General features: G+C 56.0%; 23 protein-coding genes and 2 pseudogenes. 14 read left to right on the plus strand and 11 right to left on the minus strand.

From position 1 onward, the window contains the following. Positions 1 to 7: 7 nt before the first annotated feature. Genes sapF through sapA form a run of 5 tightly spaced genes read right to left on the minus strand, consistent with a single transcriptional unit; the run spans position 8 to position 5,279 of the window. Entirely contained in the window at positions 8 to 820 is an 813-nt protein-coding gene (gene sapF / locus FKM52_RS06975) for a putrescine export ABC transporter ATP-binding protein SapF (RefSeq protein ID WP_141175470.1), read from the minus strand. Beyond that, positions 820 to 1,812: a putrescine export ABC transporter ATP-binding protein SapD gene (sapD, locus tag FKM52_RS06980; protein ID WP_141175471.1), complete on the minus strand. Its 993-nt coding sequence runs from the start codon at positions 1,810 to 1,812 to the stop codon at positions 820 to 822. Before sapD ends, sapF begins: the two co-directional genes overlap by 1 nt. Further along, positions 1,812 to 2,702, minus strand: a complete 891-nt coding sequence (gene sapC, locus FKM52_RS06985; RefSeq protein ID WP_141175472.1) for a putrescine export ABC transporter permease SapC — start codon at positions 2,700 to 2,702, stop codon at positions 1,812 to 1,814. The genes sapD and sapC overlap by 1 nt, the downstream gene beginning before the upstream one ends. After that, positions 2,689 to 3,654, minus strand: a complete 966-nt coding sequence (gene sapB, locus FKM52_RS06990; RefSeq protein WP_141175473.1) for a putrescine export ABC transporter permease SapB — start codon at positions 3,652 to 3,654, stop codon at positions 2,689 to 2,691. The genes sapC and sapB overlap by 14 nt, the downstream gene beginning before the upstream one ends. Then, positions 3,651 to 5,279 (minus strand): ABC transporter substrate-binding protein SapA, encoded by a 1,629-nt coding sequence (gene sapA / locus FKM52_RS06995; RefSeq protein ID WP_141175474.1) that lies wholly within the window; start codon positions 5,277 to 5,279, stop codon positions 3,651 to 3,653. Before sapA ends, sapB begins: the two co-directional genes overlap by 4 nt. Before the next feature lie 180 nt (positions 5,280 to 5,459). Between sapA and FKM52_RS21660 the strand changes: the two genes are divergently transcribed. Together FKM52_RS21660 and uraH are read left to right on the plus strand one after the other, a co-directional pair. Continuing rightward, positions 5,460 to 5,609 (plus strand): hypothetical protein, encoded by a 150-nt coding sequence (locus tag FKM52_RS21660; RefSeq protein ID WP_160250204.1) that lies wholly within the window; start codon positions 5,460 to 5,462, stop codon positions 5,607 to 5,609. A 55-nt stretch (positions 5,610 to 5,664) separates the two neighbouring features. Continuing rightward, positions 5,665 to 6,075 (plus strand): hydroxyisourate hydrolase, encoded by a 411-nt coding sequence (gene uraH, locus FKM52_RS07000; protein ID WP_141175475.1) that lies wholly within the window; start codon positions 5,665 to 5,667, stop codon positions 6,073 to 6,075. A 4-nt stretch (positions 6,076 to 6,079) separates the two neighbouring features. Here the strand turns inward: uraH and pspF are convergent, their stop codons facing one another. Beyond that, positions 6,080 to 7,102, minus strand: coding sequence for a phage shock protein operon transcriptional activator (pspF, locus tag FKM52_RS07005; protein WP_141175476.1), 1,023 nt, complete (start codon positions 7,100 to 7,102; stop codon positions 6,080 to 6,082). A 162-nt stretch (positions 7,103 to 7,264) separates the two neighbouring features. Here pspF and pspA point away from each other — a divergent pair, with 162 nt between their 5' ends. The 7 genes from pspA (at position 7,265) to tyrR (ending at position 13,371) form a co-directional block, all read left to right on the plus strand. Beyond that, complete coding sequence (gene pspA, locus FKM52_RS07010; RefSeq protein WP_141175477.1) at positions 7,265 to 7,930, plus strand: phage shock protein PspA; 666 nt, start codon at positions 7,265 to 7,267, stop codon at positions 7,928 to 7,930. A 97-nt stretch (positions 7,931 to 8,027) separates the two neighbouring features. Then, positions 8,028 to 8,255 (plus strand): envelope stress response membrane protein PspB, encoded by a 228-nt coding sequence (pspB, locus tag FKM52_RS07015; RefSeq protein ID WP_141175478.1) that lies wholly within the window; start codon positions 8,028 to 8,030, stop codon positions 8,253 to 8,255. Next, on the plus strand, positions 8,252 to 8,614 hold the full coding sequence (gene pspC, locus FKM52_RS07020) for an envelope stress response membrane protein PspC (RefSeq protein WP_141175479.1): 363 nt from the start codon (positions 8,252 to 8,254) through the stop codon (positions 8,612 to 8,614). The genes pspB and pspC overlap by 4 nt, the downstream gene beginning before the upstream one ends. 101 nt (positions 8,615 to 8,715) lie before the next feature. Beyond that, a complete protein-coding gene (pspD, locus tag FKM52_RS07025; RefSeq protein WP_141175480.1) occupies positions 8,716 to 8,943 on the plus strand; it encodes a phage shock protein PspD in 228 nt (75 codons plus the stop codon). 134 nt (positions 8,944 to 9,077) lie between these two features. Next, positions 9,078 to 10,484: a YcjX family GTP-binding protein gene (locus tag FKM52_RS07030; protein WP_141175481.1), complete on the plus strand. Its 1,407-nt coding sequence runs from the start codon at positions 9,078 to 9,080 to the stop codon at positions 10,482 to 10,484. Then, entirely contained in the window at positions 10,481 to 11,542 is a 1,062-nt protein-coding gene (locus FKM52_RS07035; RefSeq protein ID WP_141175482.1) for a TIGR01620 family protein, read from the plus strand. Before FKM52_RS07030 ends, FKM52_RS07035 begins: the two co-directional genes overlap by 4 nt. 263 nt (positions 11,543 to 11,805) lie before the next feature. Next, positions 11,806 to 13,371, plus strand: a complete 1,566-nt coding sequence (tyrR, locus tag FKM52_RS07040) for a transcriptional regulator TyrR (protein ID WP_141175483.1) — start codon at positions 11,806 to 11,808, stop codon at positions 13,369 to 13,371. Positions 13,372 to 13,430: 59 nt separating this feature from the next. Here the strand turns inward: tyrR and FKM52_RS07045 are convergent, their stop codons facing one another. The 3 genes and pseudogenes from FKM52_RS07045 to tpx form a co-directional block, all read right to left on the minus strand. Further along, complete coding sequence (locus FKM52_RS07045; RefSeq protein ID WP_141175484.1) at positions 13,431 to 13,889, minus strand: DUF943 family protein; 459 nt, start codon at positions 13,887 to 13,889, stop codon at positions 13,431 to 13,433. Beyond that, positions 13,876 to 14,028 (minus strand): annotated as a pseudogene (locus FKM52_RS22195) (DUF3289 family protein); the annotation flags it as partial. The gene FKM52_RS07045 and the pseudogene FKM52_RS22195, both read right to left, overlap by 14 nt. 395 nt (positions 14,029 to 14,423) lie before the next feature. Beyond that, entirely contained in the window at positions 14,424 to 14,927 is a 504-nt protein-coding gene (gene tpx / locus FKM52_RS07055) for a thiol peroxidase (protein ID WP_141175485.1), read from the minus strand. Positions 14,928 to 15,097: 170 nt separating this feature from the next. Here tpx and ycjG point away from each other — a divergent pair, with 170 nt between their 5' ends. The 4 genes from ycjG (at position 15,098) to ynaL (ending at position 19,545) form a co-directional block, all read left to right on the plus strand. Continuing rightward, positions 15,098 to 16,075, plus strand: coding sequence for an L-Ala-D/L-Glu epimerase (gene ycjG / locus FKM52_RS07060; protein WP_141175486.1), 978 nt, complete (start codon positions 15,098 to 15,100; stop codon positions 16,073 to 16,075). A gap of 182 nt (positions 16,076 to 16,257) precedes the next feature. Further along, positions 16,258 to 17,874, plus strand: coding sequence for a peptide ABC transporter substrate-binding protein (locus FKM52_RS07065; RefSeq protein ID WP_141175487.1), 1,617 nt, complete (start codon positions 16,258 to 16,260; stop codon positions 17,872 to 17,874). Positions 17,875 to 18,128: 254 nt separating this feature from the next. Further along, complete coding sequence (gene zntB, locus FKM52_RS07070) at positions 18,129 to 19,112, plus strand: zinc transporter ZntB (RefSeq protein WP_141175488.1); 984 nt, start codon at positions 18,129 to 18,131, stop codon at positions 19,110 to 19,112. A gap of 268 nt (positions 19,113 to 19,380) precedes the next feature. Beyond that, a complete protein-coding gene (ynaL, locus tag FKM52_RS21665) occupies positions 19,381 to 19,545 on the plus strand; it encodes a proline-rich small protein YnaL (RefSeq protein WP_181407905.1) in 165 nt (54 codons plus the stop codon). A gap of 43 nt (positions 19,546 to 19,588) precedes the next feature. On the opposite strand, the gene ttcA is transcribed toward ynaL, so the two are convergent. Both ttcA and FKM52_RS21940 read right to left on the minus strand, forming a co-directional pair. Beyond that, positions 19,589 to 20,521, minus strand: a complete 933-nt coding sequence (gene ttcA / locus FKM52_RS07075; RefSeq protein ID WP_141175489.1) for a tRNA 2-thiocytidine(32) synthetase TtcA — start codon at positions 20,519 to 20,521, stop codon at positions 19,589 to 19,591. Positions 20,522 to 20,598: 77 nt separating this feature from the next. Continuing rightward, positions 20,599 to 20,691, minus strand: a pseudogene (locus tag FKM52_RS21940) (site-specific integrase); the annotation flags it as partial. A 395-nt stretch (positions 20,692 to 21,086) separates the two neighbouring features. Here FKM52_RS21940 and FKM52_RS07085 point away from each other — a divergent pair. Further along, entirely contained in the window at positions 21,087 to 22,775 is a 1,689-nt protein-coding gene (locus FKM52_RS07085) for a hypothetical protein (RefSeq protein WP_141175490.1), read from the plus strand. The last annotated feature ends 43 nt before the right edge of the window (positions 22,776 to 22,818 follow it).

Below are 22,818 nucleotides of genomic sequence, written 5' to 3' on the forward strand. Positions count from 1 at the left end.
GGGGCGCTTAAACCGGCGGATCGCGCCGCCAGGCATCGGCCGTCAGCGCCTCGCCGAAGTGGCTGGCGATCATGCGGCGGGTCAGGTTGTGCAGCGGCGCCGCCAGTACGTCTGCCGTTCCGCCGCGCTCCACCACTTCGCCGTGGCTCATTACCAGCACCTGATCGCTGATATGTTTCATCATGCCAAGATGCTGGGTAACAAAAATATAGGAAAGGCCGTGTTTATCCTGCAACTCCAGCAGCAGGTTCACCAGCTGCGAGCGCATCGACATATCGAGCGAGGCCATCGCCTCATCGGCGATAATCACTTTCGGCTGCAAAATCAGCGCGCGCGCCAGGCCGACGCGCTGCTTCTGGCCCGGCGCCAGCATATGCGGATAGTAGGCGGCGTGATCGGGCAGCAGGCCCACCTGACGCAGGGTCGCGTTGATGCGTTTTTCACGCTCGGCGGCGTCCAGCTCGCTGTTCAGGCGCAGCGGAAAATCAAGGATATGTCCGATGCGCTGACGCGGATTCAGCGCGGTGGAGGGATCCTGAAATATCATGCGGATTAGCTTGCTGCGAAAGCCATAATCGCCATAGTGAAGTGGACGATCGTTAATTACGATTTCTCCAGCGCTTGGCTCAACCATGCCGCTGAGCATCTTCGCCAGCGTCGATTTGCCGGAACCGTTTTCGCCGATAATCGCCAGCGTCTGGCGCTCGCGCAGGGTAAAGCTAACCTCTCTGACCGCTTCAACGTGCTGACGGCGAAACAGGCCGGTGCGGTAGCGCCAGGTTTTGCTAAGGTTGCGCACTTCCAGCAGGGTTTCGACCATCAGGAATCCTCCATATTTAACGGAAAGTGGCAGGCGTAAAGGTGATTTTTCGATCCGGCCAGACGCGGCGTCTCAATGCATTTCTTCTGCGCGTAGGGGCAGCGCGGGCCGAGGCGACAGCCGATCGGCAGATGCTCCAGCGAAGGGATCGCGCCCGGCAGCGTATTGAGGCGGCTTTTATGCGGCAGCGCGCTGCCGAAATCGGGCATTGCGCGGATCAGCGCCTGGGTATAGGGATGATGCGGCGTGGCGATCAGATCGCTGCTGGCGGCGGTTTCCACTGTTTGTCCACAGTAGAGCACGTTGATGCGGTTAGCCCACTGGCTCATGGTGCGCAGATCGTGGCTAATCAGCAGGATAGTGGTGTTGTTGTTCTGGTTGAGGCGGCTTAACAGGCGGAAAATCTGCGCCTGGGTGGTCGGCTCCATCGCGTTGGTCGGCTCATCGGCGATCAGCAGGCGCGGCTGGTTCGCCAGCGCGATGGCGATCATCACCTTCTGGCACTCTCCTTCGGTCAGCTCATAGGGGTAGCTGCGCATGATATCTTTATGATCTTTAATGCCCACGCGATGCAGCAGCTCCACCGCGCGCGCGTGACGCCAGCGAAAGCGCTGATACCAGCGCCCCTTCCAGGTCCAGCCGGGTATCGCCTGAATCAGCTGGCGTCCGATACTTTCCGATGGATCAAGGCAGGACTGCGGCTCCTGAAAAATCATCGATACGTTATGGCCGACGATGCGGCGGCGCTCACGCGGCGACAGGCGCAGCAGATCGATATCGTTGAAGCGCATCCGATCGGCGCTGACGCGCCAGTTATCTTTGGTAACGCCGCAAATCGCCTTGGCAATCAGGCTTTTGCCGGAACCGGATTCACCCACCAGGCCGCGAATTTCGCCTTCGTTCAGCGTCAGATTGACGCGATCGACCGCCTTAACCGGGCCGTCGGCGGTCATAAACTCAATGGTCAGGTTACGAATATCGAGTAACGGCATTATTCCACTCCCGCCACGATGGCGCGGCGCATTCCGTCGCCCAACAGGTTAATAATCAATACGCTCAGCATAATCGCCGCGCCGGGCAGCATCACTGTCCAGGGCGCGACATAGATAAGCTCAAGCGCGTCGCCCAGCATCGCACCCCATTCCGGCGAGGGCAGCTGCGCGCCGAGATCGAGAAAGCCGAGCGCCGCAATATCGAGAATCGCCATCGACAGCGCGCGGGTAAATTCGCTAACCAGCAGCGGCAGAATATTCGGCAGAATCGCATAGCGTAAAATGCCCGCGTTGCTGGCGCCGTCCAGCCGCGCCGCAACGATATAATCCTTTTCCAGCTCATCGTGCACGGCGGTATAGATAGCGCGCACCAGCCGCGGCAACAGCGCAAGCCAGACCGCCAGCAACGCATGTTCCAGCCGTGGGCCGATAAAGGCCACCACCACGATCGCCAGCAGCAGCGAAGGGATCGACAGCAATGTATCAAGAATATGATTCATTATCGCCGAACGCAGGCCGTGCGTAATACCTGCCAGCACGCCGAGCACCACTGCGCACAGCGCCGCCGCCAGCGTCACCAGCAGCGCGGAACCGACGGTCGGCGCCGTGCCGCTCAGCAGGCGGCTCAGCACGTCGCGCCCCAGATCGTCGGTGCCGAGGAAAAAAGAGACGTCGCCATAGCGCGACCAGGAGGGCGGCAGCAGCTGATAGCCGAGGAACTGCTGATCCAGCCCATAGGGCGCCAGCCAGCCGCCGAACAGGCAAAGCAGCAGCAGGGCGATAAAGCCGTAGAAGCCGACCATCGCGCTGGTATCGTGATAAAACAGACGCCAGGTATAGCGAAAGGGGCTGGGCAGCCGCTTCTCGGCGTAAATATTATCGGAGGGCATACCATTCCTTATGTTTCAACGGTGACATTATCGCGCCCAGAATATCGGATATTATATTAACGACGATCACCAGGCTGCCGACCACCATCACGCCGGCGGAGATCGCCGCGTAATCCTGCTGGCGGATGGCATTAATCAGCCAGCGCCCCAGGCCGGGCCAGCTGAACACCATTTCGGTGATCATCGCCAGCGTCAGCATGGTGGAAAATTGCAGGCCGAGACGCGGGATTACCGGCGGCAGCGCGTTATGCAGAACGTGACGACGAATAACCGTAAAGCGCGACAGTCCGCGCGTGGCGGCGGCTTTAACGTAGTTTTTATCGATCACATCGCTGGCGCTGTTGCGCAGCAGACGGATAATCTCGGTAGTAGGGCCGACCGCCAGCACGGTGACCGGCAGGATCATATGCATTATCACGCTGACGATCATCTCATTACGCCACGGCGAATCGCTGAGCAGCGCGTCAATCAGCGCGAAGCCGGTCACCGATTTTAGCTGGTAAAGCAGATCGATGCGGCCGCTGACCGGCAGCCAGCCCAGGTTGAGCGAGAAAAACAGCGTCAGCAGCAGCGCCAGCCAGAATACCGGCATCGAAAAACCGAGCAGGGAGAAGGCGCCGATAGCGCGATCCTGCCATTTGTTGCGCATCACGCCGGCGATAATGCCGAGCGGAATGCCTAACAGCAGCGCCAGCGCGAACGCCAGAATACAGAGTTCCAGCGTAGCCGGAAACACATCGCGCAGCTGCAGGTTGATCGACTGGCCGTTGATGCTGGAAACGCCGAAATCAAGATGCAGCACGCCATTAAACCAGAACCACCAGGCATCCAGCAGGGAAGCGCCCTGCAACGGCGCGTGCGGGGTAAAATAGCTCAGACTGAAAGCTACCAGCGTCAGCATTATCAGCGTAACCAGCAGCAGCACCAGACGACGCAGCGTATAGATAATCACGGTTTTGACTCCTCGCCGTTATCGCGATGCACCCCGGCAAAAGAAGCATTGCCGAACGGGCTTAGCACCAGCCCCTGAATATCGTGCCGGTAAGCCTGCAGACGCAGTGAAGAGGCCAGCGGCAGTACCGGCAGCTCGCGCGCCAGAATTTGCTGCGCCCGATCGTAACGTTCGATGCGCGCCGCCAGCTGCTGCGACAGCAGCGCCTGCTGCAGTTCGGCATCAAATTCAGTATTGCACCAGTGCGCGTAATTCGTCTGGGAATTAATCGCAGCGCAGCTGAGCAGCGGCCGGAAAAAGCTGTCCGGGTCGTTGCTGTCGGTAGCCCAGCCGGTCAGCGTCAGATCGTGATTCATCTCCATCAGGCGCGCTTCCTGAAAGCGGCCCTCCACGGACACAATGGTCACGCGTACGCCTACCTGCGCCAGATCGGCCTGAATCAGCTCGGCGGTTTTCAGCGGGCTGGGATTCCAGGACTGCGAAGAAGAGGGCACCCACAGGGTCAGCTCCAGTTTCTCCAGCCCCAGTTTTTTAAGCTGTTCGCGCGCTTTGTCCGGATTGTATTCGGTGATGCGCGCGGCATTGTCATAGGCCCAGGAGGCGCGCGGCAGCACCGAGGCGGCGGTTTCCGCCGTGCCGTAGTAAATCGATTCCATCAGGCGCTCATTGTTAATCGCCAGCGCCAGCGCCTGGCGCACCTCAACGCGATCGAGCGGCGCTTTACGGGTGTTAAACGCCAGATAGGCGATGCTCATACCGGGGCGCAGCGTCAGCCGCAGGCGCGGGTCGTCACGCAAAATGGTCAGCTGGCTCGCCGCCGGGTAGGCCAGCACATCGCACTCGCCGGTCAGCAGTTTTGACAGCCTGCCGGTGCCGCCGGCGCCCATATCGATAACGACCTGCGGCATGCGCGGCAGGCCTTTCCAGTAATCGGGATGACGCGCCAGGCGAACATACTGGCCGGCGCGATACTCGCTCAGCATAAACGGACCGGTGCCGACCGGCTGCCGATCCAGCAGTTCCTGGCGATCGCGCGCCGCCAGCTGCTGCGCGTATTCCGCCGATAATACCGGGGCGTAGTGCGTCGCCAGATGCCAGAGAAACGAGGCGTCAGGGCTTTTCAGACGGATCTCAACGGTATCATTATCGATTTTTTTAACGCTCTTTACCGCATCGGCATATTGCAGGCTGTCAAAGTAGGGGTAGCTGCCGCCGTTAATATCGTGCCAGGGATGATGGCGATCGAAAATACGGGCGAAGCTGAAAACCACATCGTCAGCGTTCATCGTACGGCTGGGGGTAAACCAGGCGGTTTTCTGGAAGGCGACGCGATGGCGCAGATGAAAGCGGTAGGTCGCGCCGTTATCCCGCGTTTCCCAGCGCTCAGCCAGTTCCGGGATCAGACGATAGGTATAGGGATCGACATCCAGCAGGCGATCGTAGAGCTGGGCGGAGAGCGTATCAACCACCAGGCCGCTGCTGGCAAGCTGCGGATTAAAAGTATTCATGACGCCGCTGACGCAGTAGACGAAGCCGCCGTTACGAATATCTTCTGGCGGTGCAGCGTGGGCCGCCGCACCGAGCAGCAGACAGCCTGACAACAGCCTGGATAAAATTTTTAGCATAGAGGGTTAACGTTTAAGGGTAGACAGGCAGAGTGTATCGCACTCTGCGGGTTGCCCCAAAGTTTGCCGGGACGGTCGCTGTTTTTTCCACCGTTCTGCTTTATCAACATGAAGCAGCCCCGTTCACAGTATGGAAATGAGAAATATTCTCAATAAATGGCTTTACAAAGAGTACTGAGAATGATTACTATTACTATGCGCTTCAACGGTGGCTCTACCGGAGAAGGCACGACATTGCTCACATTGCTTCCAGTATTGACTTGCCCGCCGATGCGGGCTTTTTTTTGCCTGTCGTTCTGGGAAATTTCAGATCTGATGCGCTTTTCCTGATCTTCCGCTCAACTGCGTTTAGGCTGTAAGGACGATAAACAAAAAGGAGAAGACAATGAAAATTCAAACCGTACTGCTGCTGGCTGGCATGGGCGTAATGGGACAGGCCGTCGCCGAGGCGCCGCGTAATCCGATCAGCGTACACGTATTAAATACCCAGACCGGCAAACCGTCGCAGGGCGTCAAGGTAGACCTGGAGCAGCAGCAGGGCGATAAGTGGGTACGTCTGGCCAGTAAAACCACCGATGCCGATGGCCGTATCGCCGCTTTCTATCCCGACGGCAGAAATTTTAGCGTCGGACAGTATCGCGTTACCTTCCACACCGGCGACTATTTCCACAGCCAGCAAAAAGAGACCTTCTTCCCGGATGTGCCGGTGAACTTCCAGGTCGCCAATACGCAGGAGCATTACCATATTCCGCTGCTGCTGAGCCAGTACGGCTTCTCAACCTATCGCGGTAGCTGATGCGCTAGCCCGCTTGCGGCGCGGATTCATCCAGCTGGCGCGGCGTCAGATGATGTTTCTTCACCATCGCGCGCCACTGATGATAGGTAATTCCTAACAGTTCGGCGGCGCGACGCTGATTATGGCGCGCCTGCTGTAGACTCTTTTCCATTAATGCCTTTTCCTGCTGCTGCTGCCAGAGGCGTAAATCGAGCGGCAGGGCAGGCAGGGCGTCCGGCGGCGCGGTTTGCTCCGCTGGCGCTGCCGCCTGCGGGCGGCGGGCGAACGGATTGATAATGATATTATCCAGTTCTGTATCGGCAGTGGCGTGACGATAAACGGATCGCTCCACCACGTTCTTTAGCTCGCGGATATTACCCGGCCAGCTGTAATCCAGCAGCGCCTGTTTTGCCGCCGTGGAAAAGCCGGGAAACAGCGGCAGCCCCAGCTCGCGGCACATCTGAATGGCGAAATGATCGGCCAGCAGCAGGATATCGCTGCGCCGCTCGCGCAGCGGCGGCAGCTGCACCACGTCAAACGCCAGCCGGTCAAGCAGGTCGGCGCGAAATTTTCCCTCCTGCGCCAGCCGCGGCAGATCGGCATGGGTGGCGCATACCAGCCGCACATTAACCTGCAACGACTGATTGCCGCCCACGCGTTCCAGCTGACCATATTCAATCACGCGCAGCAGCTTCTCCTGCACCAGCATCGGTGCCGTCGCCAGCTCATCCAGAAACAGCGTGCCGCCATCGGCGCGTTCAAAACGTCCCAGGTGGCGCTGGCGTGCGCCGGTAAAAGCGCCAGCCTCATGGCCAAAAAGCTCGGAATCAAGCAGGTTTTCATTCAACGCCGCGCAGTTAAGCGAAATAAACGGGCCCTGCCAGCGCTCGGAAAGGTAGTGCAGGCGGCTGGCGATCAGCTCTTTGCCGGTGCCGCGTTCGCCGATCACCAGTACCGGCTTATTGAGCGGGGCAAGACGGGAAACCTGTTCCAGCACTTCCAGAAAGCTATTCGCTTCGCCCAGCAGATTTTCATTAAACTCTGTCATGGTTAAATTGACTATTAGATGGTGAATTACACTAATTTATCCTGCTGCGCCAGCAGGGTCAATTTTATAAAATTAATGAATTCAACGAATTAAAAGTTGGCACGCAATTTGAATAGTAAGAATCGACAGCGACATTTAGCGCTAACTACTAAGGAGTTAATTATGGGTATTTTTTCTCGCTTCGCCGACATCGTAAACGCCAACATCAATTCGCTGCTGGATAAAGCAGAAGATCCGCAAAAAATGGTGCGCCTGATGATTCAGGAGATGGAGGATACGCTGGTTGAAGTACGCTCCACCTCTGCGCGCGCGCTGGCTGAACGTAAACAGCTGCTGCGCCGTATTGAACAGGCTCAGCTGCAGCAAAATGAGTGGCAGGAAAAAGCGGAGCTGGCGTTACGCAAAGATAAAGACGATCTGGCCCGTTCCGCGCTGATTGAAAAACAGAAGCTCACCGACTTGACCGCTTCGCTGCAGCAGGAAGTGACGCAGATTGATGAAACCCTGGCGCGGATGAAAGGCGAGATCGCCGAGCTGGAGAAAAAGCTGACTGAAACCCGTGCGCGTCAGCAGGCGTTAACGCTGCGTCATCAGGCGGCTTCCTCTTCCCGCGACGTGCGTCGTCAGCTGGATACCGGTAAGCTGGACAGTGCGATGGCGCGCTTTGAATCCTTTGAGCGCCGTATCGACCATATGGAAGCTGAAGCGGAAAGCCATCGTTTTGGTAAAAGCAAAACGCTGGATCAGCAGTTTGCCGAACTGCAGGCGGATGACGCCATCAGCGAGCAGCTGGCGGCGCTGAAAGCAAAAATGAACCGCAGCGAATAAGCGTGAGAAGCACGCCCTGGTTGTTAAACGCAGGGCGCTGCCAGCCTGTTGAATTAGCCGTTTTGCCCGTGAGGGGCGACACCTTCAAGGAGAGAGAATGAGCTCACTATTTCTTGCCATACCACTGACTATTTTTGTGCTGTTTGTGGCACCGGTCTGGCTGTGGCTGCACTACAGCAATCGCCAGAACGGCGCCGCCAGCCTCTCTTCCGGCGATATGCAGCGCCTGCAACAGCTCACCCAGGAGGCCAGCCGCATGCGCGAGCGCATTCAGACGCTGGAAGAGATACTTGATGCGGAACACCCGGAATGGAGGCAGCCATGAGCAACAGCCGATTCAGCGGTAAAAAACTGTGGCGCATTCCGCAGCAGGGGAAAATCAAGGGCGTCTGCGCCGGTATTGCCCACTATCTGGATATCCCGGTCACTCTGGTGCGGGTGATGGTGGTGCTGTCGATGGTGTTTGGCCTGTTTATGCTGACGCTGGCGGCCTACATCATCCTCAGCTTTGTACTGACGCCGATGCCTGCATACGTTGAGGAGGAAGCGCCGCCGCCGCGGGCGGATGAGCTGCTGAATGCGGTAAGCCAGGAGATGGCGCAGAATGAAAGCAAGCTGCGCCAGCTGGAGCGCTACGTAACCTCCGAAACCTTCAGCGTTCGCAGCCGCTTCCGTCAGCTTTGATCGTCGGCTGGAGCGTGACGTGGCCTTCAGCGTTCGCAGCCGCTTTCGCCGGCTGGATCGGGCTTGCCCGTCCGGCCTGCCTTTACGCCCTGAGGAGAAGTATGTCGAACTTTCGTCAACGCGCTTATCGCGCGACGCCGGCGCTGAAAAGCGTGGGCAAACAATTACTTATCCACGGCCTGATGCTGGCGCCCGCCGGCATCAGCGGCTGGGCGATAAAATCGATAGCGCGCAGGCCGCTGCGTTTGCTGATCGCTTTCGCGCTGGAGCCGCTGCTGAAAAAGGCGGCCAGCCGTCTTGCTTCCCGCCTGCGTTCCCCGATGCGCTAACCGGCGCGTCTCCGCTTTATCTGGCGCGATGCCGCCAGTTAGCCGTTTTCTTCATGAATACAGTACACTGACGGTCAGCTTGTCGGCGCGATCGCTTTTTTGCCGACATTATGAACGCAGCAAGGACAGACCTGATGAAACGAATTCAACATGAACTGGCGGCATGGGTAAACCGGGGCGTGGATCGCCATTTACGCCTGGCGGTAACCGGCCTCAGCCGCAGCGGGAAAACGGCCTTTATTACTTCGCTGGTTAATCAGCTGCTGAATGTGCACGCCGGGGCGCGGCTGCCGCTTTTCTCCGTCGCGCGCGAAGAGCGCCTGCTGGGCGTGAAGCGCGTGCCGCAGCGCGATATGGGCATTCAGCGTTTTACCTATGATGAAGGGCTGGCCCAGCTGTATGGCGATCCGCCTGGCTGGCCGACGCCGACGCGCGGCGTCAGCGAAATGCAGCTGGCATTGCGCTTTCGCTCGCAGGATTCGCTGCTGCGTCATTTCAAACAGACCGCCACGCTCTGGCTGGAAATCGTGGACTATCCCGGCGAGTGGCTGCTGGATCTGCCGATGCTGGCGCAGGATTACTTCAGCTGGTCGCGGCAGATGAACAGTCTGCTGCAGGGCGAGCGGGCGCAGTGGGCCGCCGACTGGCGACGGCTCAGCGCCACGCTCGATCCGCTGGCGCCGGCGGATGAAAACCGACTGGCCGCCATCGCCGAAGCCTGGACCGCTTCACTGCTGCGCTGCAAGCAGGAAGGGCTGCACTTTATTCAGCCGGGGCGCTTTGTGCTGCCTGGCGAGATGGCGGGCGCCCCGGCCCTGCAGTTTTTCCCCTGGCCGCAAGATCATGCGACAGACGAAACGCGTCTGGCGCAGGCGGATAAGGGCAGCAATATTGCCATGCTGCGCCAGCGTTACGACTATTACTGTCAGCACATCGTCAAAGCCTTTTATAAAAATCATTTTCTTGGCTTCGATCGCCAGATCGTGCTGGTGGATTGTCTGCAGCCGCTCAACAGCGGCCCGCTGGCCTTTAACGATATGCGGCTGGCGCTGACGCAGCTGATGCAAAGTTTCCATTACGGTCAGCGCACGCTGTTTCGCCGTCTGTTTTCGCCGGTCATCGATAAGCTGCTGTTTGCCGCGACCAAAGCGGATCATATCACCGTCGATCAACATGCTAATCTGGTGTCGCTGCTTCAGCAGCTGGTACAGGATGCCAGGCAGAACGCCGCTTTTGAAGGCATCGCTACCGACAGCATCGACTGCATCGGGCTGGCTTCGGTACAGGCGACGCAGAGCGGTATCGTCGATCATCAGGGCGAAAAAATACCTGCGCTGCGCGGGCAGCGCCTCAGCGACGGAGCGCCGCTGACGGTATTCCCCGGCGAGGTGCCGCCGCGCCTGCCGGGCAGCGCCTTCTGGCAGTCACAGGGATTTCATTTTGAACAGTTCCGGCCGCAGAAGCTGGAGATCGATCGTCCACTGCCGCATATCCGCATGGATGCCGCGCTGGAATTTTTACTGGGAGATAAATTGCGATGAGTCAGCCGCCGTTAAAACCGCGTATCGATTTTGCACCGTCGCTGGAAAATGACCAGACGCAGGCGCTTAAGCCGGCGCAGCGCTTTGACGCGCTGGATGAGAGCCAGTTTACGCCGCGTCAGGATGAGGAGATCGACGCAGAGACGCCGCCTGATGAAGGGGTGGTCGAGCGCGCGCTGCGTCCCCGACGCAGCATCTGGCGTCGCATGGTTACGGCCGGCATCGGCCTGTTTGCCGCCAGCGCAGTAGCGCAGGGCGTGCAGTGGATGCTGGACGCCTGGCAGCAGCAGCAGTGGTTTGCGCTGGGCGCAGGCGCTGCGGGCTTGCTGATTGTGCTGGCGGGCGTCGGCGCGCTGGTTAGTGAATGGCGCCACCTCTGGCAGCTGCGTCAGCGGGCGGAAGAGCGGGATGTTGGGCGCGAGCTGTTGCACAGCCACGGCGCCGGGCGCGCGAAGGGCTTTTGCGAGAAGCTGGCGCAGCAGGCGGGGCTGGATCAGGGTCATCCGGCGCTACAGCGCTGGCAGGCCTCCCTGCATGAAACCCATAACGATCGGGAAGTGGTAACGCTCTACGCGCAGCTGGTGCAGCCGGCGCTCGATCGTCAGGCGCGTGCTGAAATCAGCCGCAACGCGGCGGAAGCCACGCTGATGATCGCCGTCAGCCCGCTGGCGCTGGTGGATATGGCCTTTATCGCCTGGCGCAACCTGCGCATGATCAACCGTATCGCCGCCGTGTATGGCATCCAGCTGGGCTATTTCAGCCGTATTCGTCTGTTTCGTCTGGTGCTGCTGAATATCGCGTTTGCCGGCGCCTCTGAGCTGGTGCGCGAGGTCGGTATGGACTGGCTGTCGCAGGATTTGGCGGCGCGACTTTCAGCGCGCGCCGCGCAGGGCATCGGCGCCGGGCTGTTAACGGCGCGGCTGGGTATTAAAGCGATGGAGCTGTGTCGTCCGCTGCCGTGGCTGAACGATCGTCCGAAGCTGGGTGATTTTCGCCGTGAGCTGATCGCCCAGCTGAAGCGCAGCCTGCAGCCGCGTGTCGGCAAAGCGGAGAAGTAGCCGGCCGTCGTTTCCGCTGGCGTAAGGCGCACAATGCGGGCTTTTTTATGCGTCTTCGCCGGCGGCTGTTCTGGCTGAGGTAAAAATTTTGTTATAAACCTCTAAAAAATGGCGCAAGCGCATGATTATCGATAACGCTTCCGTTACACTTCTTGCCCGGCGCCGTGCACTGTCAACTTATCCTGACAGAGCACTTCTGGCTTATCGCAAGTTAGCGTATTATTTCCTGATTCGCTGTTACCAAATTCAGTAAGGCCTACCCGATGCGTTTGGAAGTCTTTTGTCAGGACCGAATTGGTCTCGCCCGTGAACTACTCGATCTACTGGTAGAGCGCAGTATTGATCTGCGGGGAATTGAAATTGCGCCGATCGGCCGTATCTATCTCAACTTTTCCGCTATCGCCTTTGACCAGTTCAGCCAGCTGATGGCGGAGATTCGCCGTATCCCTGGCGTCACCGACGTGCGCACCATCTCCTATATGCCCTCGGAACGCGAGCACCGGGCGCTCAGCGCCTTGCTGACCGCGATGCCGGAGCCGGTGTTTTCGATTGATATGAAGGGTAAAGTAGAGCTGGCGAACCCCGCCGCGCAAAGTCTGTTCGACCTTGACGAACATAAAATCCGCAACTGCGCCATCGCTTCGCTGGTGAGCGGCTTTAACTTTTCCCGCTGGCTGGAAAGCGAGCGGGTGGAAGCGCAGACGCAGCGCGTGGTTATTCAGGGGCGCGACTTTTTGCTGGAGGCGCGGCCGATCTACGCGGCGGAAGAGGAGGGCGCTGCGCTGCCGGTAGGGGCGATGGTGATGCTGAAATCGACCGCGCGCATGGGGCGCCAGCTGCAAAATCTGGCGGTCAACGATGACAGCGAGTTTCAGCATATCGTTGCGGTCAGTGCGAAAATGCGTCAGGTGGTGGAGCAGGCGCGTAAGCTGGCGATGCTTGACGCGCCGCTGCTGATCGTCGGCGATACCGGCACCGGCAAAGATATGCTGGCGCGCGCCTGTCATCTGCGCAGCGCGCGCGGTAAACAGCCGTTTCTGGCGCTTAACTGCGCCTCGCTGCCGGATGACGTAGCGGAAAGCGAGCTGTTTGGCCATGCGGCGGGCGCTTATCCCAACGCGCTGGAAGGCAAAAAAGGTTTCTTCGAGCAGGCCAACGGCGGTTCGGTGCTGCTGGATGAGATTGGCGAAATGTCGCCGCGCATGCAGACCAAGCTGCTGCGTTTTCTTAATGACGGCACCTTCCGCCGCGTTGGGGAAGAGCATGAGGTGCACGTAAACGTGCGCGTTATTTGCGCCACGCAGCGTAATCTGACCGAGCTGGTGCAGCGCGGTGAGTTTCGTGAAGATCTCTTTTATCGCCTCAACGTGCTGACGCTGAACCTGCCGCCGCTGCGCGATCGCCCGCAGGATATTTTGCCGTTAACCGAGCTGTTCGTGGCGCGCTTTGCCGATGAGCAGGGGGTGGCGCGTCCGCGGCTTGCGCCGCAGCTTAATGCGTTTCTGACGCGCTACAACTGGCCGGGCAACGTGCGCCAGCTGAAAAATGCGCTCTATCGCGCGCTGGCGCAGCTGGATGGCTATGAGCTACGCCCGCAGGATATTATGCTGCCGGAGTTTACTGAACAGCTGGCGCTGGATGAGCAGGCGATGGAAGGATCGCTGGATGAGATCACCAGCCGCTTTGAGCGTTCGGTGCTGACGCGCCTCTACCTTTCCTATCCCAGCACGCGCAAGCTGGCAAAGCGGCTGGGCGTCTCTCATACCGCGATTGCCAATAAGCTGCGCGAATATGGGCTGAGCCAGAAAAAAGGAGAAAGCGAAAGCTAAGCCGTGGTGCGATGATGCGGGCGCCTGAGGCGTCCGCTTCGCTTAAGGAATATGGATGGCTAGTTCCTCTCAGTAACCCATTCTCCGTTGCTTTTTAGCAGGTATCTTGCACCATCCATGGTGAAATAAGTTCTGTCGTCACCAGTGTGACTGACAATAAAAACCGCATCTTTTTCAATACACCTTTTTTCACTTTTCATATCGTCGAAACAAAGAAGATCATATTTACCCCTTTCTTTATAGCCTTCACCAAATAACCAGAAAATTACTGAAAAGTAACTTTTTTTATCCGTAGCAGGAACATGGTATTTTTCCTTTAGCATGGTACGGTTCTCCAGCCACCAGTTTATTTTACCCCGATCGGTAAGGGGAAAGTGGTTTACCAGCACTGAACTGAACCTGCTGCCATGTTGATGAACAGCAATGATTTTTACCGGGCGAAAAATGAACCAGAATGCATATAATAGCAGGACGCAGCTAAGTACTAACGGGATGTGATATTTTTTATTCAGTTCCATTGCGTTCTCCATGAATTTCCATATCGGTTATAAATGGCCGATAGCCAAACTGATTATAACGCTGTGATACCAACCAGATACGTAAAAAATGATACTGGTTAAAATTAAAGTTTGATATATGGTTACTGTCGAAAACAAAATAACCTGCACCCTGTAATGCATGCGCGCCTGAAAGCGATCGCTTTCAATTTTTAATATTCCACTCTGGAGGCGACATCCGCTAAATTAAACCCTCCGTTTAGTTCAGTTCCGGTTAAGTTGCCGTAACAGATATCTTTAGCGATATAATCATCTGCCTGATTTTGCCCTGAGAATGACGCCGGGAAACGCAAGCGCGGTCATGACTGGTCATCCTTGTAACGTCATTATTTATGGCAACAGAATGATAAGTTGTGCAAGGTAACGCTGTAAATGTCATCTAAACAGAAAATTAATTAAGCGCAATAGCTAATAAATAATGCGCCAGGGGATGTTCATACTTAAACGTAATGCGGAATATCGCCCCCTGGCGGGGGCGAAACGGCATCAGCCGGTTTATTTCAGCGCGGCCAGCGCCGCATCGTAATCCGGCTCGGTGGTAATTTCATTAACCAGCTGGCTGTAAAGCACCGTATCGTTTTCATCCAGCACCACCACGGCGCGCGCGGTCAGACCCTGTAACGGGCCATCGGCGATTGCGACGCCATAATCTTCCTTAAAGTTACTGCCGCGCAGCGTGGAAAGCGTTACCACGTTAGAGAGACCATCGGAACCGCAAAAGCGCGACTGGGCGAACGGCAGATCGGCGGAAATGCACAGCACCACGGCGTTTTCCATTTCGCCCGCCAGCTGATTGAACTTACGCACTGAAGCGGCGCAAACGCCGGTATCGATACTGGGGAAAATATTCAGCACCTTACGTTTGCCCGCATAGTCGGAAAGAGAAACGTCAGAAAGGTTTTTTGCCACCAGCGTGAAGGCGCGCGCTTTTTCGCCCGCCTGCGGTAGTTCTCCTGCTACGCTAACCGGATTGCCCTGAAAATTAACAGTCTGAGACATAATCTATCCTTTTACTTTTGCTTAACAAGATTAACAGTGTAAAGGAACAGGCGTGGGTGAAACAGTAAATTATATAACAGACAGTAATCTTCCAACGCTGTCGGAACCGCGTATATTGCGAAGTGCATCGCATCCGTGGCGTTCCTGTTGCCGCTAACGAGAGAAAAAAGATGAGAACGGTTAAAGTTTATCCGGAAGCCTGGCCGCTAAATAAACCTTTTGTGATTGCTCGCGGCAGCCGTGAGCAGGCGGGCGTGGTGGTAGTGGAACTGGAAGAGGATGGCGTTAAGGGCGTGGGCGAATGCACGCCTTATCCGCGCTATGGCGAAAGCGAAGCCTCGGTGCTGGCGCAAATTACGCTGCTGTTGCCGCAGCTGGAACAGGGAATAACGCGCGAAGCGTTGCAGCAGTCGCTGCCCGCCGGCGCAGCGCGTAATGCTATCGACTGTGCGTTATGGGATCTGGCCTGCCGTCAGCGACAGCAAACGCTGTGTCAGCATCTGAGCGTCACGCTGCCCGACAGCGTCAGCATGGCGCAAACCGTTACGCTGGATACGCCGGAGCTGATGGCGTCCAGCGCGCTGGCGCTGTGGGAAAACGGCGCCGGGCTACTGAAAATTAAGCTCGATAATCATCTGATTACCGAACGGCTGATGGCGATTCGCAGCACGGTGCCGAAGGCGCGGCTGATTGTCGATGCGAATGAGTCCTGGCATAGCGAAGGGCTGGCGGCCCGCTGTCAGCTGTTGGCCGATCTCGGCGTAGAGATGCTGGAGCAGCCGCTGCCGGCTACCGATGATGAGGCGCTGGCTAACTTTATCCACCCGCTGCCGATATGCGCCGATGAAAGCTGCCATACGCGCGCCAGCCTGGCGGCGCTGCGCCAGCGCTATGAGATGATTAATATTAAACTGGATAAAACCGGCGGTTTGACTGAGGCGCTGGCGCTCGCCAGCGCGGCCGAACAGGCTGGTTTCGCCCTGATGCTGGGCTGCATGCTTTGTACCTCGCGCGCCATCAGCGCCGCGCTGCCGTTGGTGCCGCGGGCGCATTTTGTCGATCTCGACGGACCGACCTGGCTGGCGGTAGATGTCGAGCCTGGTCTGGTTTTTAGCAGCGGAAGGATCGATCTTACGGCGGCCGGTTAATTGTCGTCTGGCGCGCCGGGGACGCCGCTATAAGCGGGCGGGCCGCAACGTCTGGGGAAACTCGCGTCGTCGGGCAAATAGTGAAAAAGCTGGTTCAGGATCAATTATTTGCGTTAAGGTGCCGGTTAGCATAAGCCTCCGTCACGCTTTTGCCACTCCGGCAGCATTAAAGGTAGGACAAGATGAAATCATTTCGCATTACGTTGGTGGCCTTTTCGCTGGCGACCCTGACTTCTGCGGCGCAGGCGGCAGAGGTGCCGCCGGGCGTGCAGCTGGCCGAGCGTCAGCAAATCGTACGGCATATCAAAGATGAACCCGCCTCGCTCGATCCGATTAAAGCGGTAGGCCTGCCGGAAATTCAGGTGCTGCGCGATCTCTTTGAGGGGTTGACCAACCAGGATGCGGAAGGAAAAGTCGTGCCCGGCGTTGCGCTTAGCTGGCAGAGCAACGATAACCAAAGCTGGATCTTCACCCTGCGGCAGGATGCTCGCTGGTCCGATGGCGAACCGGTAACCGCGCATGATTTTGTTTACAGCTGGCAGCGGCTGGTGGAGAGTAAAAACGCTTCGCCGTTTGCCTGGTTTGCCGGGCTGGCGGCGATCCAGAATGCGGAAGCCATTAACCAGGGACATCTGCCGCCGGAAAGCCTGGGCGTCACCGCGCTGGATAATTATCACCTTAAAGTGACGCTTGAACGTCCGGTAGCCTGGTTTCCCAGCCTGACGGCGCACGTCAGTCTCTATCCCGTTCCGCATCAGGCGATTGAACAGTGGGGCGACGGCTGGACGAAGCCGGGACATCTGGTTGGCAACGGCGCCTATCGGCTACAGGATCGCGTAGTAAATGAAAAAATTGTGCTGGTGCGCAACAATCACTACTGGGACAACGCGCACTCGGTCATTAACCAGGTTACCTTCCTGCCGATTAATGAAGAATCCAGCGCCACCAAACGCTATCGCGCCGGTGATATTGATATCACCGAATCCTTTCCCAAGAACCTGTATGCCATGCTGAAAAAAACGCTGCCGGGCGAAGTCTATACGCCCGATCAGCTGGGCACCTACTACTATGCGTTTAATACGCAGCAGGGGCCGACCGCCGATGCGCGCGTACGTCAGGCGCTCTCATGGAGCATTGACCGACGTATTATTGCGGAAAAGGTGCTTGGCGCCGGTGAAAAACCCGCCTGGCATTTTACCCCTGACGTGACGGCAGGCTTTCAGCCCAAACCTTCTTTCTTACAGCAGCACGGGCAGGAAGAGCTGAATACCCAGGCGAAAGCGTTGCTGGCGGCGGCGGGCTATGGGCCGACTAAGCCGCTGCGTTTGACGCTGCTGTACAACTCTTCCGAAAATCATCAAAAGATTGCTATCGCCGTGGCCTCAATGTGGAAAAAAAATCTCGGCGTGGAGGTTAAATTACAGAACCAGGAGTGGAAAACCTATATCGACAGCCGCAACAGCGGCAGGTTTGACGTTATTCGCGCCTCCTGGATAGGCGATTACAATGAGCCGTCAACCTTTCTGAGCCTGCTGACCTCCAGCCACAGCGGTAATATCGCCCGCTTCCAGAATGCGGAATATGATGCGGTGCTGGCGCAGGCAAGCAGGGAAAATGATGTGCAGGCGCGTAACGAAGACTATAACCGCGCCGAGCAGATTATTGAGCAACAGGCGCCGATAGCGCCGATTTACCAATACACCAATGCGCGCTTAATCAAACCGTGGGTGAAGGGTTATCCGATTAATAACCCGGAAGATGTCGCCTATAGCCGGCAGCTTTATATTGTGAAGCACTGAAGCACTGAAGCACTGAAGCACTGAAGCACTGAAGCACTGAAGCACTGGGCGGCTTCGGTGCTTGCTTGCCGCATCCTGCCGCTCATTTTGCGCCCTGAAGTCCGGGGCGTTTTCCATTTTCTCCGTAAGACGCGCGTCGCGTTCTGTTGCACTTTTCCCGTGTTGTCTGTCTTCCGATAACGGCAGAAGGATTGCTTCTGCCTGGCGGCAGGCTAGACTGTATCGTATTGATTCTGCGGCTTAAGAGGCATGACGTGAAGGTCATTGAAGGCAAAGCGTTACAGGTTTCAGACGCCATTATCGCCTGTCAGCTTGATGGACAGGGCGGGCTGATCCCGATCGAAGATAAAGATGTGATTCACTGCGAGCGCCCCTGCTGGCTGCACCTCAACTATACCCATAAGCAAAGCGCCGAATGGCTGAGCTCAACGCCGCTGATTCCGGATAGCGTGCGCGATGCGCTGGCGGGCGACAGCCTGCGCCCGCGCGTAAGTAGGCTGGGGGACGGCTTTATGATCACGCTGCGCAGCGTCAACCTGAACAGCGATTCGCGCCCCGATCAGCTGGTCGCCATTCGGGTATTTATCAACGATAAACTGATTGTTTCAACCCGCCGCCGTAAGGTGTACGCCGTTGATGAGGTGCTGAGCGAGCTGCAAAACGGCAACGGCCCGGTTGACGGCGGCAGCTGGCTGGTTGAGCTGTGCGACGTGCTGACCGATCACGCCAGCGAATTTATTGAGGATCTACAGGATAAAATTATTGAGCTGGAAGATGCGCTGATGGATCAAAGCGTACCGGCGCGCGGCGAGCTGGCGCTGCTGCGCAAACAGCTGATTGTTATGCGGCGCTATATGGCTCCGCAGCGTGATGTTTACGCGCGGCTGGCAAGTGAAAAGCTGGGCTGGATGGATGATAGTGAGCGGCGGCGGATGCAGGAGATCGCCGACAGGCTGGGGCGGGGGCTGGACGATCTTGACGCCAGCGTCGCGCGTACCGCCGTACTGGCTGATGAGATCGCTTCGGTAATGGCGGAAGCGATGAACCGGCGTACCTATACAATGTCGCTGCTGGCAATGATTTTTCTGCCTACTACTTTTCTTACCGGCCTGTTTGGCGTCAATCTGGGCGGCATTCCCGGCGGCGGCAGTCGCTATGGTTTTGCAATATTTTGTCTGATGTTAGTGTTGCTGGTGGGCGGAGTTGCCCTGTGGTTGCATAAACGTAAGTGGTTATAAATACTGGAACCAGGGGCGCTGGAAAGCGAAAAAAAGCTGATCGGCATCAATAAACATTATACATGGCTGGGGCAAACTCTCTCCCGCAGGTGAATGCAACGTCAAGCGATGGGCGTTGCGCTCCATATTGTCTTACTTCCTTTTTTTGAATTACTGCATAGCACAATTGATTCGTACGACGCCGGCCTTCAGGCCGGCTTTTTTTTTGCCGCTTCGCCAGCAGTTATATCTTCTTCTATGCTTAATGATCCAGCAGAGGAGAAACATTATGCGAACGATGTGGACGCCCAGCCAGATTTCCGCTTCCGATCCTGTACCTACCGATCCGGTTCCCATTCCTGAGCCGATACCGCAGCCGCAACCGCAACCGCAGCCCGATCCCGCGCCGAACCCAGACCCGATTATCGATCCACCGCCCCATATGAAACATTGATCAGAGCCGCCATCCCTGACTTCTCAGGGTGGCGGCCAGCCGCTTATTTTATTTCGATGATCTCCAGGCGCTCGCCTGCGGCAGGCTCATCTTCTTCCTGGCGCCAGCCAACCGGCTGCAGCGGCAGCGTTTCGCGATCGAAAGCGAGATCGCCGCCGTCCACCACCTCGCTGCCGTGCTGAATACCTTTGAAATCAAACAGCGCGGTATCGGCCAGGTGGGAAGGCACCACGTTTTGCATGGCGCTGAACATCGTCTCAATGCGCCCCGGATAGCGCTTATCCCAGTCGCGCAGCATCTCGGCGATAACCTGACGCTGCAGGTTGGGCTGCGAGCCGCACAGGTTGCAGGGGATAATTGGGTACTGACGCGCAATGGCGAAGCGTTCGATATCTTTCTCCCGGCAATAGGCCAGCGGGCGGATTACAATATGCTTACCGTCGTCGCTCATCAGCTTCGGCGGCATTCCTTTCATTTTCCCGCCGTAAAACATATTTAAAAACAGCGTTTGTAGAATATCGTCGCGGTGGTGGCCCAGCGCGATTTTGGTGCAACCCAGTTCCGTTGCGGTGCGGTAAAGAATGCCGCGGCGCAGGCGTGAACAGAGCGAACAGGTGGTTTTTCCTTCCGGGATTTTATCTTTAACGATGCCGTAGGTGTTTTCTTCGACGATTTTATACTCAACGCCAATCGATTCCAGATACTGCGGCAGCACATGTTCAGGGAAACCAGGCTGTTTCTGATCGAGGTTAACCGCAATCAGCGAAAAATTAACCGGCGCGCTTTGCTGTAAATTACGCAAAATCTCCAGCAGGGTATAGCTGTCTTTACCGCCAGACAGACAGACCATAATGCGATCGCCTTCTTCAATCATATTGAAATCGGCGATGGCTTCGCCCACGTTGCGGCGTAAACGCTTTTGTAGCTTGTTCAGGTTGTACTGTTCTTTTTTGTTTGTTGATTGATTTTCTTGCATTTTTTTGTCTCAGAAACCAAAGGGGCGTATCAAGGGCGAAATGCGTGTTCTTGCGCCCCGTCAGGCGTGCGATAAATGGCGGATAAGCCCATTAACCAGCATGCATAAGTATGGCGCGTATGGTACGGATTACGTCGCCGAATGCCAGCACGTTTTACCGCTGTCTCCCATCAGGCGTCAATGCGAACAGCGAAGCGTACGTTTTCCGCTCCGCTTTGCCGTAAGCATAAAATCGACATACTCACTTTCAGTGAGACCGGATGATGCTGTAATCCACTCTGGCGCCGGCGAGCGAAAATAAGGGTAATAAGCTTTCATACTTCCGGCTTCAAATATTCGTTATTATAAAACAATGGATTTTTCTGAGTGGAAAAAATCTTATAAGAATTTACTTAGGTGAGGAAAAGTAGAGGCTTTATTAATTTGTGGCGCTAAAATTAATACGGCAATTTTAAAAAATTAAAAATTAATCATTAAAAAAAGATCGTTGTGTTAATCTCAATAGGCTGGTTGGGGTACGCCAGGTAAATAGGTCTGTTTATTTTATAAAATAGAGAGGATTCCTATGTCAGTTTCCACATCGTCGTTAAATATCAGAGTAGATGGCCCTGACGATTTCACAACGGATCATACGCAAGCCATTCAGGAATTATTAAACAGAACCACCTATATTATTATTGATACTGTTGTTAATCTTGCCGGACAAATTCAAACCAGGTTCGACGATCAAATTATTGAGGGCACAGAAACCGGAGAAATCAGGCCAATTGGCAATAATATGGCTACGCAATCGATGATTGCCCTGAAACATCCGCGCAGTAAAATCTTAAACCTTATTTCAACCAATCCTTTATTATTGAAAAGCGATGCTGAACCCAGAGATGGGGGCGGACGCCAGGGTACCGTAGATATTCAGGCAGATTTCTGTCTGGTTCAGGGCTGTACCATGACCAATCAGGTTAATGCGGTCATTGCTGACTCAACCTACCGCGCACACGGCTCGCGTATTCTGGGAAATTACTTTTTTGATTGTATTGGCGTCGGGCGTGAGGATCGGGGTGATGCGGTCAGCATTTGGGGATCGGGAACCGTAATTGATGGTAATTACGCCTCGTGCAAGGAGGGCACCGATGGCCGTATTGCTTTTCATGCTGAAGCGCCGGTTACCTCAAACGACGGTCGCCCTGAGTTTGATGCGCAGCATACGATTATGACCAATAATCTGGCCTGGGGATCTTTTCGCCGCCATTTCGCTTTTGAAGGCATCAGTAACGGCGTTTCTATCGGCAATATTTCCATTGGCGGGGCCACATGGTGGGGAGAAGCTTACATCATGTGTACTAATGTTATTGCCGAAAATACCATCAAATATACGCGCCCCAGCGGGCAGGCTGCGGGCGCCAGCTGGAAGCCGAAACATGGGGCCATTTGTATCCAGAACTGGTCAAGCCATGTCAATATCCGTTCAGTTGTATTGATGGAGGAAGGTTCCTCTGGGGCCGGGGTTATTCTTACCCGCTCCTCCACGGTGGCGGGAGAACATAAACTCACGCTACAGGTTTCCATGCGCAATAAAGGCGATGAAAGCAACAACGCTTTTGATCTGGTACCGGCGGAAGATTTACATTTGAACAATTGTTATGCCGAAGGGTTTGCTAATCAAATTAAAGGGGTCACGGCGGATTATAATCATCTGTTACTCAGCGGATGTCGGTTAGTGGGTAATGGCACGGCTAGTGGGATCCTTATTCAGGGCGGTAGCGGCGGAAAGCTGTTTATTAACCAAAGTATTGTTGATGTGGGAACCAATGATTACGCCATGAGCCTGTTTGAGCTTGCTATGGTACGTATTACCGGTACCGGTTTTGGGGCCAATAAATATGCCGTAAACCTGCGCGATATTAAAGAATTGTTTATCATAAGCAATTGCTATAATCTTAATTCTGCAGGGGCGCTGTCTCTGCGCTATGGCAAAACGGACTCATCGGGCTCCTCAAGCGTAGCGACCAGTGGCGATGTGCCAGAAATAGAGTGGGTGTTTAGTAATAATGAGGGAATCAATAGTGGTTTCGTCTACTCTCTGGCTCAGCTAAAATCCTTAACCGCTAAAATTAATACGGTTAATAAATCTATAGGAAAAACCGTTATCGCCTATGATGCAGATAATAAACCACGCTATTACTACTCGTTAGGCACGGAGGCAAATTCGTCCTGGGTATCGTTTGATAATACCGAAACGTTAATCCCGGTGTAATTTGCGCTGCCTTCCGTATAACGCGGAAGGCACGCTTTGCCCA

This window comes from Mixta tenebrionis (assembly GCF_006517625.1).
Lineage (GTDB): Bacteria > Pseudomonadota > Gammaproteobacteria > Enterobacterales > Enterobacteriaceae > Mixta > Mixta tenebrionis.

Coding starts and splice junctions, on each gene's coding strand:
- FKM52_RS07045 (WP_141175484.1), bottom strand. CDS start 13,889: ATGGAACTGAATAAAAAATATCACATCCCGTTAGTACTTAGCTGCGTC.
- pspB (WP_141175478.1), top strand. CDS start 8,028: ATGAGCTCACTATTTCTTGCCATACCACTGACTATTTTTGTGCTGTTT.
- pspD (WP_141175480.1), top strand. CDS start 8,716: ATGTCGAACTTTCGTCAACGCGCTTATCGCGCGACGCCGGCGCTGAAA.
- FKM52_RS07030 (WP_141175481.1), top strand. CDS start 9,078: ATGAAACGAATTCAACATGAACTGGCGGCATGGGTAAACCGGGGCGTG.
- FKM52_RS21660 (WP_160250204.1), top strand. CDS start 5,460: ATGATTACTATTACTATGCGCTTCAACGGTGGCTCTACCGGAGAAGGC.
- FKM52_RS07085 (WP_141175490.1), top strand. CDS start 21,087: ATGTCAGTTTCCACATCGTCGTTAAATATCAGAGTAGATGGCCCTGAC.
- pspF (WP_141175476.1), bottom strand. CDS start 7,102: ATGACAGAGTTTAATGAAAATCTGCTGGGCGAAGCGAATAGCTTTCTG.
- sapD (WP_141175471.1), bottom strand. CDS start 1,812: ATGCCGTTACTCGATATTCGTAACCTGACCATTGAGTTTATGACCGCC.
- sapA (WP_141175474.1), bottom strand. CDS start 5,279: ATGCTAAAAATTTTATCCAGGCTGTTGTCAGGCTGTCTGCTGCTCGGT.
- FKM52_RS07065 (WP_141175487.1), top strand. CDS start 16,258: ATGAAATCATTTCGCATTACGTTGGTGGCCTTTTCGCTGGCGACCCTG.
- sapF (WP_141175470.1), bottom strand. CDS start 820: ATGGTCGAAACCCTGCTGGAAGTGCGCAACCTTAGCAAAACCTGGCGC.
- pspC (WP_141175479.1), top strand. CDS start 8,252: ATGAGCAACAGCCGATTCAGCGGTAAAAAACTGTGGCGCATTCCGCAG.
- sapC (WP_141175472.1), bottom strand. CDS start 2,702: ATGCCCTCCGATAATATTTACGCCGAGAAGCGGCTGCCCAGCCCCTTT.
- tyrR (WP_141175483.1), top strand. CDS start 11,806: ATGCGTTTGGAAGTCTTTTGTCAGGACCGAATTGGTCTCGCCCGTGAA.
- ttcA (WP_141175489.1), bottom strand. CDS start 20,521: ATGCAAGAAAATCAATCAACAAACAAAAAAGAACAGTACAACCTGAAC.
- FKM52_RS07035 (WP_141175482.1), top strand. CDS start 10,481: ATGAGTCAGCCGCCGTTAAAACCGCGTATCGATTTTGCACCGTCGCTG.
- uraH (WP_141175475.1), top strand. CDS start 5,665: ATGAAAATTCAAACCGTACTGCTGCTGGCTGGCATGGGCGTAATGGGA.
- ycjG (WP_141175486.1), top strand. CDS start 15,098: ATGAGAACGGTTAAAGTTTATCCGGAAGCCTGGCCGCTAAATAAACCT.
- ynaL (WP_181407905.1), top strand. CDS start 19,381: ATGCGAACGATGTGGACGCCCAGCCAGATTTCCGCTTCCGATCCTGTA.
- pspA (WP_141175477.1), top strand. CDS start 7,265: ATGGGTATTTTTTCTCGCTTCGCCGACATCGTAAACGCCAACATCAAT.
- tpx (WP_141175485.1), bottom strand. CDS start 14,927: ATGTCTCAGACTGTTAATTTTCAGGGCAATCCGGTTAGCGTAGCAGGA.